The organism is Desulfosarcina sp. BuS5 (genome assembly GCF_028752835.1).
Lineage (GTDB): Bacteria > Desulfobacterota > Desulfobacteria > Desulfobacterales > BuS5 > BuS5.
In genome coordinates this window covers 3,501,686-3,515,797 of the sequence record NZ_CP087952.1, presented here as the reverse complement: position 1 = coordinate 3,515,797, position 14,112 = coordinate 3,501,686, and the positions used below count along the sequence as shown (strand labels likewise).

The window sequence follows — 14,112 nt, the reverse complement described above, 5'->3', positions numbered from 1 at the left end:
ATAATGCAGAAAAAAAGAATATTGGTCGTAGATGATGAAGAAGATATCAGGGAACTCGTAAGCTACAACCTGTCAAGAGACGGATATATGGTCGATTCCGCATTTTCCGGAGAAGAGGCTCTGAGGGTTGCAAAAAAAAATATGCCGGATCTCATCCTCCTTGATTTAATGCTTCCCGGAATTGACGGCCTGGAAACTGCCAGGAGATTTAAAAACGATTCTTTAACCAGTTCTGTCCCCATCATAATACTGACGGCCAAAGGAGACGAAGCCGATATTGTAACCGGCCTAGAACTAGGTGCTGATGACTATGTCACAAAACCGTTTTCACCGAGAATACTCAATGCCAGGGTAAAGGCGGTTCTGCGCAGAAAAAAAAAGGTCGGTACGCAACAAGATGATTTTATAAAAATTTTTGATCTGGAACTTGATCCGAGGCGTCGTGAAATCAAGGTTTGCGGCCACATAGTGGATCTTACTTTTTCCCAGTTTCAACTGCTCCATTTTTTGATTAAACGCCCGGGATGGGTTTTTACCCGTACCCAGATCATCGATGCCATCCAGGGAGATGACTACCCGGTTACTGACAGAAGTGTGGATGTGCAGGTTGTATCATTAAGAAAAAAACTTAAAACCTGTGGTAAATACATCGAAACCGTCAGAGGCGTAGGATACAGATTCAGAGAAAAACCATGAAAAAAAATATTAAATTAATTTGGCGCATTTATCCCTCTTATCTGATTTTGACCCTTCTTGTACTTGCAGCCGTTATATGGTTTACGGCTTTTTCGTGGCGCATTTTTTTTCTTGAGCGAACCGAAGCAAACCTTAATGCCCGCGCCCAACTTCTTGAAAGCATGTTTATTAATTCAATTCAATCCCCTGATATAAAAAAAGTAGACCGCCTGTGCAAAGAAATAGCAGGCTCATCCGGAACCAGGATAACAATAACACTGAAAAACGGCAGAGTTATTGGTGACTCAATCAAAGATCCAGCTATTATGGATAATCATATAGGCAGATCTGAGATACAAACGGCTCTCCAGGGGGGAATCGGCTCGTCCATCAGATACAGCGGCACTTTACGCAGAAAAATGATGTATATTGCCAGGCCGCTTATAATAAACCGGGAGATTAAAGCAGTATTAAGAATATCGATTCCCATCGCGTTCATAGATACAGAACTCCGCTCCATGCATTACAGGATAATTATGGGAGGGATTCTTATTGCTGTAATTGTATCCTTTATATCATTCTTTATAGCCCACAGCATAAGCCGACCCATAGAAGAGATGCGAAAAGGTGCGGAGAGATTTGCCTGCGGAGATCTTGATCACAGGCTCTATCTTCCGGAAACACTGGAACTGGCTGGCCTGGCAGACGCTATGAACAGAATGGCGAAACAAATAAAAGAGCGCATGGCAAGCGTAATAAATCAGAGAAATGAATTTAAAGCCGTTTTAGCCAGTATGACAGAAGGGATTATCGCCCTGGATATGGGAGATGTGATCATTGGCATAAATAATGCAGCCGAAAAAATATTTGATCTAAAACAATCAGCCGCAAAAGGAAAAAATCTGCATGAAATAATCAGGAACCGGGAGATGCATTTGCTTATCAGTAAGTCAGCTTTGTTTGACCGTCCCTGTGAAAACGATATATTAGTATCCGATATTCCTGAAAAAATAGTCAATACTAACTGCGCGCCCCTGTTTGATTCGGATCACAAAAGGATAGGAAGTCTGATTGTTTTGCAGGACGTGACCCATGTGAGACATCTTGAAAATATTCGCAAGGATTTTGTGGCCAACGTATCCCATGAAATCAAGACCCCTCTTACGGCAATCAAGGGATTTGTTGAGACCATTCTTTATAACCATGACCATGACAGGGCGGAAACGGAAAAATTTCTGGGCATAATCTCTAAACATGTGAATCGTCTTGAGGCGATAACGGAAGATCTCCTCTCCTTGGCAAGAATAGAAAAAAAAGGTGCCGGGAATGAACCCGGTAATAAACTAAGGCTCGAAAACAGCAAAATAAAAGATATTATTGAAACCGCACTTCAGGTGGTAAAAGATAGGGCCAAAAAGAAGAATATTGATTTTGATATCAGTTGCAGTGATGATATTGTTGCAGAAATAGACATTTCCCTGCTTGAACAGGCTCTTGTCAATCTTATAGACAATGCCGTAAAATACAGCCCAGAGGGAAAAAAAATTCTCATTTGGGCTGATTGCAAGGAAAAGGGAATCCTGATTCACGTTAAAGATAACGGGCCCGGTATTCCTAAAAAGCACCTGTCCAGACTTTTTGAAAGGTTTTACAGGGTAGATAAAGCCAGGAGCAGGAGTTTGGGCGGCACAGGCCTCGGGCTTGCCATAGTAAAACATATTATCCAGGCCCATGGAGGCCATGTAACGGCCGACAGCGCTCCCGGCAAAGGAAGCACTTTTACAATTCATCTCCCATCTTGATTAAATCGGGCATCATAAAATTTATATCTGCCGTATTTTTTGAAATATAGCGGCTTGCAATTCCGTGAGATTTTATCAAATTACATACGCTCGTATTATTGTTATACTATGAGCGTGACAAATCAAATTAACTGCGAGAGAGAACCCTAAACAGATTCCTGATATTTCGAGGATTTAAGGTATTCAATCTTGTTCAGTCCGTTAACATAGGCTTTGGCGCCAGCCACTATAATATCCGGATCAGCTCCCCGGCCGAGGGCTATCAGGCCGTTTTCCTTTAAGCGGACTGTTACCTCCCCCGAGTGTGATCCATAGGCTGACAACTATAAAATAGTATCTTCCCAACAGCTTTGCGCGTACGTTCGAGGACGAAGTCAGCACCGCGATTTTTGGCGGCGCAGCCGCCGAGAACGAAAAGCTAACCAGCGGCGGTTTAATTAGCCGATGCCTCGCGATTAGCCCCAAATTATGCTTAACTGCGATATAGGTCAAAACGTACCGGTTTTAGCCGTCTGAGTTAAGCGCCTAGTTGGCGTTTAATGCCTTGGCTGCTTTGGAAGCTGTGCACCATGCCACACAACAACTATCCAAACGACATCATTTTTGATTTTATAAAAAAATCGGTATGGTGATATGATTACCTCACGGTATGGAAATTTTGGTATGATTCTTCCAGACTCAGGAAAGTCCTCAAGCCTTCGCAAAACTGTTTCGGAATGCTCTCGAAAACTGGTTGCTGCAGAAGGTTTATCCCGCCAAATATATGCGAGAGCAGATAGAAACTGGGATTTGGCAGAAGGCGTAAAGCGGACTTTCACGATGGCTCCTGGGATAGGATTAAATCGGCTTCAGCAAGAACAGTATCAAGATCATAACCCTCTCCTATTTCTATTTCCTTATCTCCCTTAGCCAAAAGCCGAAGGAGCTCTTTATCGTGTTCAGATTTTTCATACGCCTCGATATCGATTATGACGGCAGCTGCCCGACCTCTTTGTGTAATGATAATGGGTTCCTTGTTGTCTCGTAATTTTTTCAGGACCTTGGCAGCGTTCTGCCTCAAATCGCTTATCGGAAGGATATTCATAAGTTTTCCCATTGTGTACCTCCTATTGTATTTTTACATGTATCACCAATTGAGGTATAAGGCAAGAGGGAGTTTAGGGACGCCCTTTACATTTCCATGTTTACAGTTTTAGACTTAAGAATCGATGAGATTATAGCTTTTTTTGTACTATTGTTTCTCCTCGCCTTACTGATTGACTCACCCAGGCCAATGAGAACCGTAAATGTGAACATTTTACCAGCGCCCACCAGTTTCCCCCAATAACCATCATTTCAAAACTGTAAATATAAAGGGCGTCCCCAACCTTCTCCTGGGGCTATTTATGGAGGCTGGGCCGAGAAACGGGGAACCCAAAAGCACAAAAGGGAGAGATTATCTCCCCCCCCCTTCATGACTTTACGCAACATGTTTTTTCTTAACTTCAGGACTTAACAAGGATTTAAAGATTCAATTAAAAAGTATTTTTATGATTTAAAAATCTTTTTCCGGCTTGCGCCTGCCAAACCGATCAGACCAACTCCGAGAAGCAGCATGGTTGTCGGTTCGGGTACGGGGTTTACGCCGTTGTCAAAAGAACCGGTAGCGTTATTTAATGTTATTGTGCTTATCATGGTAAGGGAAAATAGATTACTGGCCAGGATCCCATTATATAATTGAGATGTGTTTATTGCATCAATGTCCGCAATTTGGGTACCCATGCCAAACAGAGTATTGTTTGTATCGTAATAAACATCTAAGGATTGCGTACCACCAAAACCATTCAGGCTTGAGATAAATCCGGTGATTGAGCTATTAAGCGGACCAAAATCAGTTTCACTAAATTTGGCAGTAAAGGTTCCGCTGCCATTTGTGGTCGCATATCCACCTACGTGCATCATTGGGAAAGCAGCGCTGCCATCCTGCGGTTTAGTAGTGCCGGCAGACATATAAAAATTAAAGATACCAATATCTCCAAACGAACCTACAATCCCATCTCCATTTATATCTTGAAATGTTAAAGTATTTGTTCCATCAGTGATCTCAAGTGTCGGGATCGCCCAAGAACTCCAGGCCACCAGAAACATACCAAGAACTGCTCCGATTAAAATTTTTGAAAATTTTTTCATTTTTTTTTCCTTTGTTCAGCAATTCCCGGACGGGTCTTAACTATCTGATATTATTATGTTATCAGACAAGAGTTTTCGCAAACTCTAAAATTGAAAGTTCAATGATTCCAATAAGTTAAGCTATTTATGACCGGGAATTGCTGCCCTTTGTTTTAAAATTTATGACTTCGTTATCGTGTAATGTTGCGGTAAAAATTTTAGTATTGCATTCCTGTTAAAAAAATCATTGGTTTTAAACTCTTTTTTTGAATCATCCCTCCTTTTGATTTTTATCGTTTATAACTTGCAACAGAAATTGAAAACTGTATCTTGCAGTTTGCTCTTGCAAGCCTGGTGCCAAGGAGGATAAAAAAATGAAAAAAATCTAATAACCTTTTATATCAAATGGTTATGCCGATATGAATTTTGTTTGGAATAGTTTGGGGTTGGCTTGTTGTGAAAAGAATACTACATGCTTATGAAATAAATACCATATATTTATAGGATAAATCTTAAAAGTTTTACTGCAATGTCATTAACTTAAGAATTCTTTTTATGTCATTCCCGTGAATACGGGAAGTGACAGTATTAATTGATTCCCGCCTGCGCGGGAATGAGGGTGAAAAAACAGAGTTAAACAAAAATTTCTTAAGTTAACAACATTGAGTGTTGCAGGCTTGAATAGTTTTTTACAGAACGCCTTAATTAGAAGGGATAAAAGCTGTGACAAGGCCGATTAAACCTCCAAAAACTCCGCCCCAGACCACAAGCCATCCGAGATGCCTGCGTATCATATCCTGTATTATCTCTTTGACCATTCGGGGGGTAAGCTCATCAAGCCGTTTCTGCACAATGATTTCTATTTTGCTGATAATTTCATTAATATCAGCCGTTTTTTTTATAATTGTTTGAATACCGTCCTGCATGGAATCATCTTTCGCGATTCCCAGAAAAATTTCCTTTATTTTTACTACAAAGGGCTCCTTCAAAGGCATCAATGCCTCAACGCCTCCCATCATGCCGAGGATGGGCGCAAAAGATGATTCCATAATCACGGTCAGAACTGTATCGAATGAGGGGTCAAAATCGATCCGATCTATAACCGGGGAGAGGTCAATGTTTTCAGATGCGGATTGCTCGAAAAAACGTTCCATATTCTCATGGTTAAAAAATTGGCCCATAACAAGGGCATGAATGCCTTTTTTAAAATCCTCGAACCTGGCCGGTATTACTCCTGAGCCATATAATCCCGGCACTTTTTCAAAAAGCATATGAATCGCCAGCCAGTTTGTTATTGCGCCTGAGAGCGCAAATAAACCGGTATTAAAAATTATATGATTTGATAAGATTGCGCCTGTAATGACACACAAAGATGATAACAGGTTTGTGGTTAAACTCATGTTGGGTTTAAAAATTTTGTTTTCCATATTCTATTTCTCCAGATACAGGTTTCAGGTTTCAGGTTTCGTGGTGCAGGCACGGCCCTGTGTTGGAAATTTTGTAACGCGGACAGCATGTTGCCTTCAGCCTCTCCACCTGAGCATTTACAACTTTTTTATGAAATAGCCGAATCAATTTTCCATATAAATATGTTTTTGGCGATTTCTTTGTCCAGGGCCAATTCGGTGTTATCAAATTTTATGCAAACGGCGGGGGCCGTGCGATGAACCGAAACCACAATTCCGGGATGCAGACCCAGGGAGATCAATTGATGCAAATTGGAATGACTGCCGGGCTCGATATAGGAAATTTTTCCTTTTTCTCTAGGCTTGAGCTTATCCAGCCCCATAACTACACTATTGACCACTTTTAATCTTTTTTTGCAGCAGCGTCCCCTTGGAATAAGTTTGCCGTCGGGACAGACTTCCGGATGCCCTAGCAGGGTGCAGATTGACTCTTCCAGCTCTGGCTCCAGACAGTGTTCCACTTTACACGCCACTTCTTCCATTGCTGAATTTTTCAGTTTTAGAACAGTAGAGATCAATACTTCGGCCAGGCGGTGACATCGCATAATCCTTTCAGCCAGTTGTTTGCCCGTACTTGAAAACAGGATTTTATCAGCATTGGTAACAATTAAGCCCATCTCTTCAAGGACTGCCAGTTCTGATGCAGTAAAATCGATAACACAGTTTTTCCGGACAGCCTCGACGGAGTAATTTCGGTGCTCCCCTGCGCACCAGATTGCCTCCATGATCTCTTCTTGTTTTTCAGTTAGCATAACTTTTCCCTCTATAGATTTTCACATAATTAATTTCACAAGGCTAGAGCGAGGAGATAATACTAATCGTATATCTCCGACCGATAACGCAGTGAAATTATTTATGTGACGGTCTATATTTGTTTGGCCTTTTTGCAAGACCCTTTACGTAAAACTTATTCCAAGCAAGCGACAGAAGTGGCTGACCAGGCTCCCGATCAAAACCGCATAAACCATTACGGTTACCATCATCATCACCGCCGCTTTCCCCCCCCGTTCTTTAAATAGTACAATAATAGCATTCATGCAGGGGGAAAGAAAGGTCATAACCAGCAAATTGACCACCAGCTGTAGATTATCATAAACGGCGCTTAAATGTTCTATTTCGGTGGCGCCGCTTTCGCGTCGAATAATGGTTTTAATAAACACCTGAACGCTTTTTTCGGGCAGCCCCATAAACCCGCCTATAATCGGCTCTGATATACGTTCCAGAACAGCAAGCCCACCCATTCTATCAAATAGAAAAACCACAAAAGAAGCTAAAATAAAGACAGGGATCGCTTCTTTTATAAAAAAATAGGTTTTTAGGGCAGCCATTTTCAGCACCTGGGCCATTTTGGGCAAGCGCATTGTTGGTATCTCCATCAGGAGAGGCGTACGCCGGCCAGGTAATATCTTATTGGCCAAAAAGCCTGCCAGCAGAATCTGGATAAAAATTATACCAAAAACAGTGATAGACGCTGAAACCGGCATTTTTCCCAGCACAACAAACATCACGGCCAGCAGCGGGGCGCAGGGCATACCGAGCAGCAGGAGAAAGGATGCAATATTTTTTTCCTTTTCCGTATCAAGCATGCGGGTGGTTAAAATTGCCATGGTAACACAGGAAAACCCCATAATCAAAGGGATGACGCCTTTACCGTTAAGCCCCATCTTCTGCAGCAGCTTATCCAGCAAAATTGAAATACGCGGCAGATAGCCGGAATCTTCAAGGATTCCAAAGGCGATATAAAAACAGAACAGCACCGGCAATACTAAACCTAGGGCCAGAAAAACACCGGTGGGCAAAATGCCGAAATCCGGGTCCACCAGCATATCCCGGATAAAAGCGCTTGGAATCGGCGCAACTATTTTGGTTGTCCAGGGAATCAAAAGCCCTTCAAAAAGAGTCCCGTTAATGGTGTCCACCATGAAGGTCGCCCCAAAGGTCCCTACAAACAGATACATCAAATATAACATAATTATGGCTATCGGAATACCGGTCGAGGGCCGGATGCACCAGTCACCCACTCTTTCAAAAAAAGGATGGCCATGAGGCGGATTTATTTTCTGAATTTGCTTTACGATTTTTTCCGCCCTTGAGTTATACAGGTTGGAAAAATAGATGCCCAAAGAAAGATTCTCTTCGCGGCGGTACTCTTCGGCCAGATTCTTCACTTGTTCCAGCATACCAGAGCCGTACCGGTCGGACAAAAACTTTTCAACTGCAGGATCTTCGGTCAGGAGCAAAATACCAATTATTCGTGGAGAAATCTCAACCAGCCCCAGCAACTTGGTGAGGATCTTTAAAAACTCCTCTGTCCGATCCGGATAAGTAATCAGGCGCTTTGGGACGCGCATTTTTTTTAGCCGGGAGAGTACTTTTTGAATCCCGATTCCGTCCCGGGCAACTGTCGTACACACAGATATCCCCAGTGCCTCGGTCAGCAGGTCATAATCGATCTCGATGCCCCTTGAAGCTGACTCATCAATCATATTGACTACCAGCAGCATCGGCAACCCGTATTCAGCATATTGCAAAGTCAGAGCAATGGAACGTTTCATGTTTTTGGCATCTGCAACCAGCACGATCCCGGTAATACAATTTTCAGAATATCCCGGCAAAAGAATATCCCGGCAAGCACGTTCATCATCACTGCCGGAAAATATTGAATAAATTCCCGGTGTGTCATAGGCAATTTTTTCAGTTCCCCTGATTTGACCGCTGTGAACGGGAATCAGACTCTCTTCTATATTCAGGTTGGCAGTTTCCCTATCGCAAATTTGGGAAAATAAAGCGCTTTTTCCTACTTTCATACTGCCGATCAAGGCGATGCAGGGTTGGGCGTACTTTGTCCGGAATTGGTTATTCAGGTCTGTTTCTGCAAGATTCACTTTCCCGCTTTCTTTCCTTTTATTTAATGATCTGATAGATGTTTGTATAAACAATCAATATAAGAATATTATACCAGACTTCAACCAGTAATACAATTATTCGACTGAAAAACCTGAACAAACAGGAAACGTATTTTGGCATAATCTGATAATATGTAATCCGGGGGCACCATACTTATTCCTTGACTTAATGAAAATACAAATATAATTTTTTTATAGAAAAATGGCACTATTAAGTGCTCCGGTGATTGCTGTGGAAATCTATAGACCGGGATCAAAGAATGCTCTGCAACCGTGGAAAGTATAAGGCTTAACAAAAATGGAAAATCTGGAAAATATAATAGCGGAATCAACGGAATTGGCAGCAAAATGGCAGCAACGCGCTGATCAAATTTTAAGCTCGAAAGAAAAGACTTATCAAAAAAGATTTCAGCGTCTTCTTAAGCATTCAATCGATAAGGTTGTTCTGACCAAAATAATTGATCAGTGTTTTAGATCCGTAAATACCGGCCGGGTTGCCGGCCGGATCAGAAGCCTGTTTCAAAGATACGGAATTCCGCATTTTTTTTTATGGCGTGAACGACTCTTAATAAGATTTTTTCTATTATTCGGCCGATTTTTTCACAGGATATCGATTCCGGTAATGATAAAGACGATCATAAAGGAATGCGGAAGATTTATTCTCCCTGGAGAAAAAGAAGCGCTGCTCGTTATTCTCCAGGAAAGAAGAACAAGCTCTGTAAAAATGAATATTAATCATATCGGAGAAGCGGTTCTGGGAGAGGACGAGGCCCTGCGCCAACTGAACCGGTATATTGAGGATTTGAAAAAACCGGAGATCGAGCATATTTCCGTAAAAATCTCATCTCTCTATTCCCAAATCCAACCGTTTGCATTTGAAGATAGTGTTGCCGTTATTAAGGATCGTTTGTCCATCCTTTACCGTACAGCCCAGGAGAATCCCTTTGTAGAAAGCAACGGCACCGGCCGGCCTAAATTTGTAAACCTGGATATGGAAGGATCTTCCGACCTGGAAATTACTGTCACGGCTTTTATGCAGGCCCTGGATGAAGCCGGGTTTGAGAGCTGCCAGGCCGGGATCGCCCTGCAGTCATATTTGCCCCAAGGCTTTGAGATTCAACAAAGGCTGACAAAATGGGCCAGGCAGAGGACGGCCAATGGCGGCGGCCCCATAAAGATCCGAATTGTCAAAGGCGCTAACCTGGAAATGGAAAAAATTGAATCGGATATCAGCAACTGGTCTCTGGCGCCTTATGATAAAAAACTCGATGTGGATGCCAATTTTAAAAGAATGCTGGAATTCGGAATGCGGCCTGAAAACATTACTTCGGTTCATTTAGGCATCGCATCTCACAATCTGTTTGAATTGGCTTTTGCATACATTCTTTCCAGCCAAAGGCTGATAGGCGAATATGTTGTCTTTGAAATGCTGGAAGGGATGGCCCCGCATGTGATGAGCGCAATCCAGGAGACCATCGGGAAGATCCTGATGTATGCTCCTGTGGCGTCTAAAGCGAGATTTATAAATGCGGTCGCCTACCTTATTCGCCGCCTTGATGAGAATACGGCGGAAGAGAATTTTTTGCGTTATACCTGCAACCTTAAAACCGATTCGCCGGAATGGTCATTTTTAAAGCAGCAGTTCATCGATTCATGCCACTGGATACATAATCCGGAAATGGTATCCCACAGGTGCCAGGACCGCAGAGATGAGACATCCAACGAAAAAAAAGGGACTTTTTTTGAAAATGAATTTGTAAATGAACCGGACACGGACTGGTCATTGCCCGGCAATCACGAGTGGGCCGGGTCCATAAAAAATAAATGGAGAAAATTTTCGGGTGATGAGCCCCTTGAAATTCCCATCACAGTCGGGGGCATAGATATTTTTGAAAACCGACAAAAGGTTGAATCCATTGATCCGTCCAGCATACGGGCGGATCTGAATGAAAAGGTTTGCGTGGCTGTCTGTGCACTGGCCGGAAAAGAGGATATAGACTCGGCCGCAGCAATTGCCAGGGCAGATCCTGACCAGTGGCGGAATATGAGTCCGGATGAACGGCATGCGATCCTTTCCCGGGTCGCCGTCAACCTGAGACGCTCCAGGGGTGATCTGATAGGCGCTGCAGCTGCAAATACAGGCAAGATTTTCAGTGAAGCCGATGTGGAGGTTTCCGAAGCCATAGATTTTGCTGAATATTATCCATATTCCCTGAAAGCCCTGGCAGGTTTAAATAATATAGAGTGTAGAGGAAAAGGCGTCGGCCTGGTCATCTCCCCCTGGAATTTTCCGATTGCGATTCCCTGCGGAGGCATAACAGCCGCCCTTGCCGCCGGTAATACCGTTATATTTAAACCGGCTTCTGCCGCCATAGTTCCGGCCTGGGAATTGTGCCGATGCTTCTGGGCGGCGGGAGTGTCCAAAAATGTGCTCCAATTTCTCCCATGCCTGGGATCGGCCGCAGGAGCAAAACTTGTTGCGCATCCGGAAATTGATTTTATAATTTTTACCGGTGGAACCGATACGGCTCTGCAAATACTGCGAGACCGGCCGGAAATATATTTTGCCGGTGAAACAGGCGGAAAAAATGCCACGATTGTTACAGCGCTGTCGGACAGGGATCAGGCTATAAAGAATGTGATTCATTCCGCCTTCAGCAACTGCGGACAGAAATGTTCCGCCACATCTCTGCTGATCCTTGAAAAAGAGGTTTATGCTGACAAAAATTTTAAAAAACAGCTTGTGGATGCCGCCCAAAGTTATGCAACCGGGTCGGCCTGGAATTTTAAAAACAGAATGGGGCCTTTGATTCAACCTCCCGCGGGTAAGCTGAAAAAGGGGCTTACCCATTTAAGTAAAGGTGAAGAGTGGGCACTGCAGCCTGAAAACATACATGGTAATCCTAATTTATGGACTCCCGGCATTAAATGGGGTGTTCAGCCGGGTAGCTACGTCCATTTTACTGAATTTTTCGGTCCCTTGCTGGGTGTTATGCGCGCGAAAAATCTGGATAATGCTGTTGATATTACGAATCAGACAGGTTATGGGTTAACCTCAGGGCTTGAAAGCCTGGATTATGAAGAACAGGAATACTGGAAAAAAAGAATAAAAGCAGGCAATCTCTATATCAACCGCGGCACAACCGGAGCAGTTGTGCTCCGGCAGCCCTTCGGCGGGATGGGCAAATCCGCCCTGGGCGCCGGAATCAAGGCCGGCGGCCCAAATTATGTTATGCAGTTTATGGAGATCAGAGATATCAGCCCACCATTAACCGGGGCAGTCGCTGATGATCATCCCTTATTGCAGTTGACAAGAGTCTGGCGCCAAAAGCTTAATCGGGGCGGGCTAAAAGAATATAAGACTGATCTTTATAAAGCATTAAGTGCTGTAAAGAGTTATCGCTATGCCAAAGAAGCTGAATTTTCTGTAGAAAAGGATTACTTTCACCTGAGAGGACAGGATAATCTGCTCCGCTACCTCCCCCTGGGAAAGATGACCGTGCGTTTGCATGGTAAGGACAGCCTTTTTGAAATATTGGCCCGTATTGCTGCTGTGAAGATTTCAGGATGCAGTCTCATTATCAGCATCCCGGAAGGATTAAAGAATGGTTCGGTTGAATTCCTTTCCGGCAAAGATGGAAAGGAGTTCATCGGCAGCCCTGAAATCCTCTATCAGAGCGATAAGGATCTGATCGACATGCTGCCCGAGGTGGATGGTATTCGTTACGCCGCGCCGGAACGGGTACCGCTTCCTCTCCTCAAGGCTGCCGCGGGCCTGGGGTTTTATGTTTCCGGAACAAGAGTAGTTATGGAAGGCCGGATCGAGCTTTTACAGTATCATAAGGAACAGAGCATTTGCTGTAATTATCATAGATACGGTAATCTTGGTGAACGAGGAGTAAATTATGACAAAAAATAAAATGAGCATCGAAACAGAAATTGTCCACGGGCAAGGCTGTGAATATTCGACTCATATGGATCTCGTGCCGCCCATCCATCCCACATCAACATTCATATTTAAAGACGCAGATCATGGTGCCGCTCTATTCAAAGGTACAGAGGAAGGGTATATATATACCAGGATTTCCAATCCCACCATCAATCTGCTGGAGAAAAAGATGGCTTTACTGGAAGGCGGCGAATCCGCCGCTGCTACCTCTTCCGGCATGTCTGCCATTGCTGCGGTTGCGCTCACTTTGGCAAAACCGGGGGATAATTTTATTACATGTAACTCAATTTACGGAGGCACCTTTGCGCTTTTTAACAAACATTTGAGAGATCTTGATATTGAGCCGCTTTTTATATCACCCCCTGATGCCTGCTCAAAAGAGCTCATCAACGATATGATCAATAAAAAAACAAAATTTTTATTCATGGAAACCCCTGCAAATCCGACCTTGGATATTATCGATATTAAGATGTGGAAATCGGTTGCGCGTAAACGGAAACTACCTTTGATTGTAGACAATACTTTTGCAACACCTTATCTTCAGAACCCGTTAAGTTTAGGCGCGGACATCGTTATTCATTCCGCCACAAAATATCTTAGCGGGCACAGTGATGCTCTCGGAGGTATAATTATCGGATCCGGAAATATGATTAATAGAATCAGGGAAGAATATATTTTCCACTATGGCCCCGTTATAAGTCCGTTTAATGCGTGGCTGATCTTAAGGGGTATTAAAACCCTTGCGTTGAGGGTAAAAAGACAGAGTGACAACGCCATGAGTATTGCGCAATGGCTGCAAAAGCATCCTGCCGTAATAAATGTTTATTATCCTGGCATTGAATCAGGGCCCGGGCTCAGGCTGGCTAAAAAGCAGATGAGAGGATTCGGCGGTATGTTGTCATTTGAAGTAAAGGGCGGGGTAGAAGCAGGCCGGAAAATTATGGGCCGAGTTAAACTGGCCCTGCTTGCCGTCTCGCTTGGAAGTTGTGAAACCCTGATCCAGCATCCCGCCTCTATGACCCATTCAACCTATACTAAACAAGAAAGGGCCAAGGCCGGTATTACAGATGGATTAATAAGACTCTCAATCGGCATTGAAGCCGCGGCGGATATTATTTCAGATCTCGAAAACGTTATGCAGGTTTGATCCATGGGATAACGCAGTA

At 43.5% G+C, this 14,112-nt stretch carries 11 protein-coding genes; 4 read left to right on the top strand and 7 right to left on the bottom strand.

Annotated features, from left to right (window positions below):
* Positions 1–3: 3 nt before the first annotated feature.
* Both BuS5_RS17035 and BuS5_RS17030 read left to right on the top strand, forming a co-directional pair.
* The gene (locus BuS5_RS17035; protein ID WP_027352998.1) at positions 4–696 is read left to right on the top strand and encodes a response regulator; all 693 of its coding nucleotides are present in this window, start codon (positions 4–6) and stop codon (positions 694–696) included.
* Positions 693–2,477, top strand: a complete 1,785-nt coding sequence (locus BuS5_RS17030) for an ATP-binding protein (protein WP_027352999.1) — start codon at positions 693–695, stop codon at positions 2,475–2,477. The genes BuS5_RS17035 and BuS5_RS17030 overlap by 4 nt, the downstream gene beginning before the upstream one ends.
* A 146-nt stretch (positions 2,478–2,623) precedes the next feature.
* Here the strand turns inward: BuS5_RS17030 and BuS5_RS17025 are convergent, their stop codons facing one another.
* From BuS5_RS17025 to BuS5_RS16995, 7 genes are all read right to left on the bottom strand, one after another.
* The gene (locus tag BuS5_RS17025; protein ID WP_084445601.1) at positions 2,624–2,800 is read right to left on the bottom strand and encodes an alpha-isopropylmalate synthase regulatory domain-containing protein; all 177 of its coding nucleotides are present in this window, start codon (positions 2,798–2,800) and stop codon (positions 2,624–2,626) included.
* A 213-nt stretch (positions 2,801–3,013) separates the two neighbouring features.
* The gene (locus BuS5_RS17020; protein WP_027353000.1) at positions 3,014–3,295 is read right to left on the bottom strand and encodes a type II toxin-antitoxin system RelE/ParE family toxin; all 282 of its coding nucleotides are present in this window, start codon (positions 3,293–3,295) and stop codon (positions 3,014–3,016) included.
* Entirely contained in the window at positions 3,292–3,573 is a 282-nt protein-coding gene (locus tag BuS5_RS17015; protein ID WP_027353001.1) for a type II toxin-antitoxin system Phd/YefM family antitoxin, read from the bottom strand. The genes BuS5_RS17020 and BuS5_RS17015 overlap by 4 nt, the downstream gene beginning before the upstream one ends.
* A gap of 431 nt (positions 3,574–4,004) precedes the next feature.
* Positions 4,005–4,646 carry a PEP-CTERM sorting domain-containing protein gene (locus BuS5_RS17010; RefSeq protein WP_027353002.1) on the bottom strand — a complete coding sequence of 214 codons (642 nt, stop codon included), beginning with the start codon at positions 4,644–4,646 and terminating at the stop codon, positions 4,005–4,007.
* A gap of 680 nt (positions 4,647–5,326) precedes the next feature.
* On the bottom strand, positions 5,327–6,052 hold the full coding sequence (locus BuS5_RS17005) for a hypothetical protein (protein WP_027353003.1): 726 nt from the start codon (positions 6,050–6,052) through the stop codon (positions 5,327–5,329).
* A gap of 128 nt (positions 6,053–6,180) precedes the next feature.
* Positions 6,181–6,843: a metal-dependent transcriptional regulator gene (locus BuS5_RS17000; RefSeq protein WP_051374581.1), complete on the bottom strand. Its 663-nt coding sequence runs from the start codon at positions 6,841–6,843 to the stop codon at positions 6,181–6,183.
* 144 nt (positions 6,844–6,987) lie between these two features.
* On the bottom strand, positions 6,988–8,976 hold the full coding sequence (locus BuS5_RS16995) for a ferrous iron transporter B (RefSeq protein ID WP_027353004.1): 1,989 nt from the start codon (positions 8,974–8,976) through the stop codon (positions 6,988–6,990).
* 319 nt (positions 8,977–9,295) lie between these two features.
* Here BuS5_RS16995 and BuS5_RS16990 point away from each other — a divergent pair, with 319 nt between their 5' ends.
* Positions 9,296–12,916 carry a bifunctional proline dehydrogenase/L-glutamate gamma-semialdehyde dehydrogenase gene (locus BuS5_RS16990; protein ID WP_027353005.1) on the top strand — a complete coding sequence of 1,207 codons (3,621 nt, stop codon included), beginning with the start codon at positions 9,296–9,298 and terminating at the stop codon, positions 12,914–12,916.
* Entirely contained in the window at positions 12,903–14,093 is a 1,191-nt protein-coding gene (locus BuS5_RS16985) for a trans-sulfuration enzyme family protein (RefSeq protein ID WP_027353006.1), read from the top strand. The genes BuS5_RS16990 and BuS5_RS16985 overlap by 14 nt, the downstream gene beginning before the upstream one ends.
* The last annotated feature ends 19 nt before the right edge of the window (positions 14,094–14,112 follow it).

Bases quoted from the DNA above. Each gene is read 5' to 3' on its own strand.
- BuS5_RS17035 (WP_027352998.1), top strand. From the start codon at position 4: ATGCAGAAAAAAAGAATATTGGTCGTAGATGATGAAGAAGATATCAGG.
- BuS5_RS17030 (WP_027352999.1), top strand. From the start codon at position 693: ATGAAAAAAAATATTAAATTAATTTGGCGCATTTATCCCTCTTATCTG.
- BuS5_RS17015 (WP_027353001.1), bottom strand. From the start codon at position 3,573: ATGGGAAAACTTATGAATATCCTTCCGATAAGCGATTTGAGGCAGAAC.
- BuS5_RS17010 (WP_027353002.1), bottom strand. From the start codon at position 4,646: ATGAAAAAATTTTCAAAAATTTTAATCGGAGCAGTTCTTGGTATGTTT.
- BuS5_RS17005 (WP_027353003.1), bottom strand. From the start codon at position 6,052: ATGGAAAACAAAATTTTTAAACCCAACATGAGTTTAACCACAAACCTG.
- BuS5_RS17000 (WP_051374581.1), bottom strand. From the start codon at position 6,843: ATGCTAACTGAAAAACAAGAAGAGATCATGGAGGCAATCTGGTGCGCA.
- BuS5_RS16990 (WP_027353005.1), top strand. From the start codon at position 9,296: ATGGAAAATCTGGAAAATATAATAGCGGAATCAACGGAATTGGCAGCA.
- BuS5_RS16985 (WP_027353006.1), top strand. From the start codon at position 12,903: ATGACAAAAAATAAAATGAGCATCGAAACAGAAATTGTCCACGGGCAA.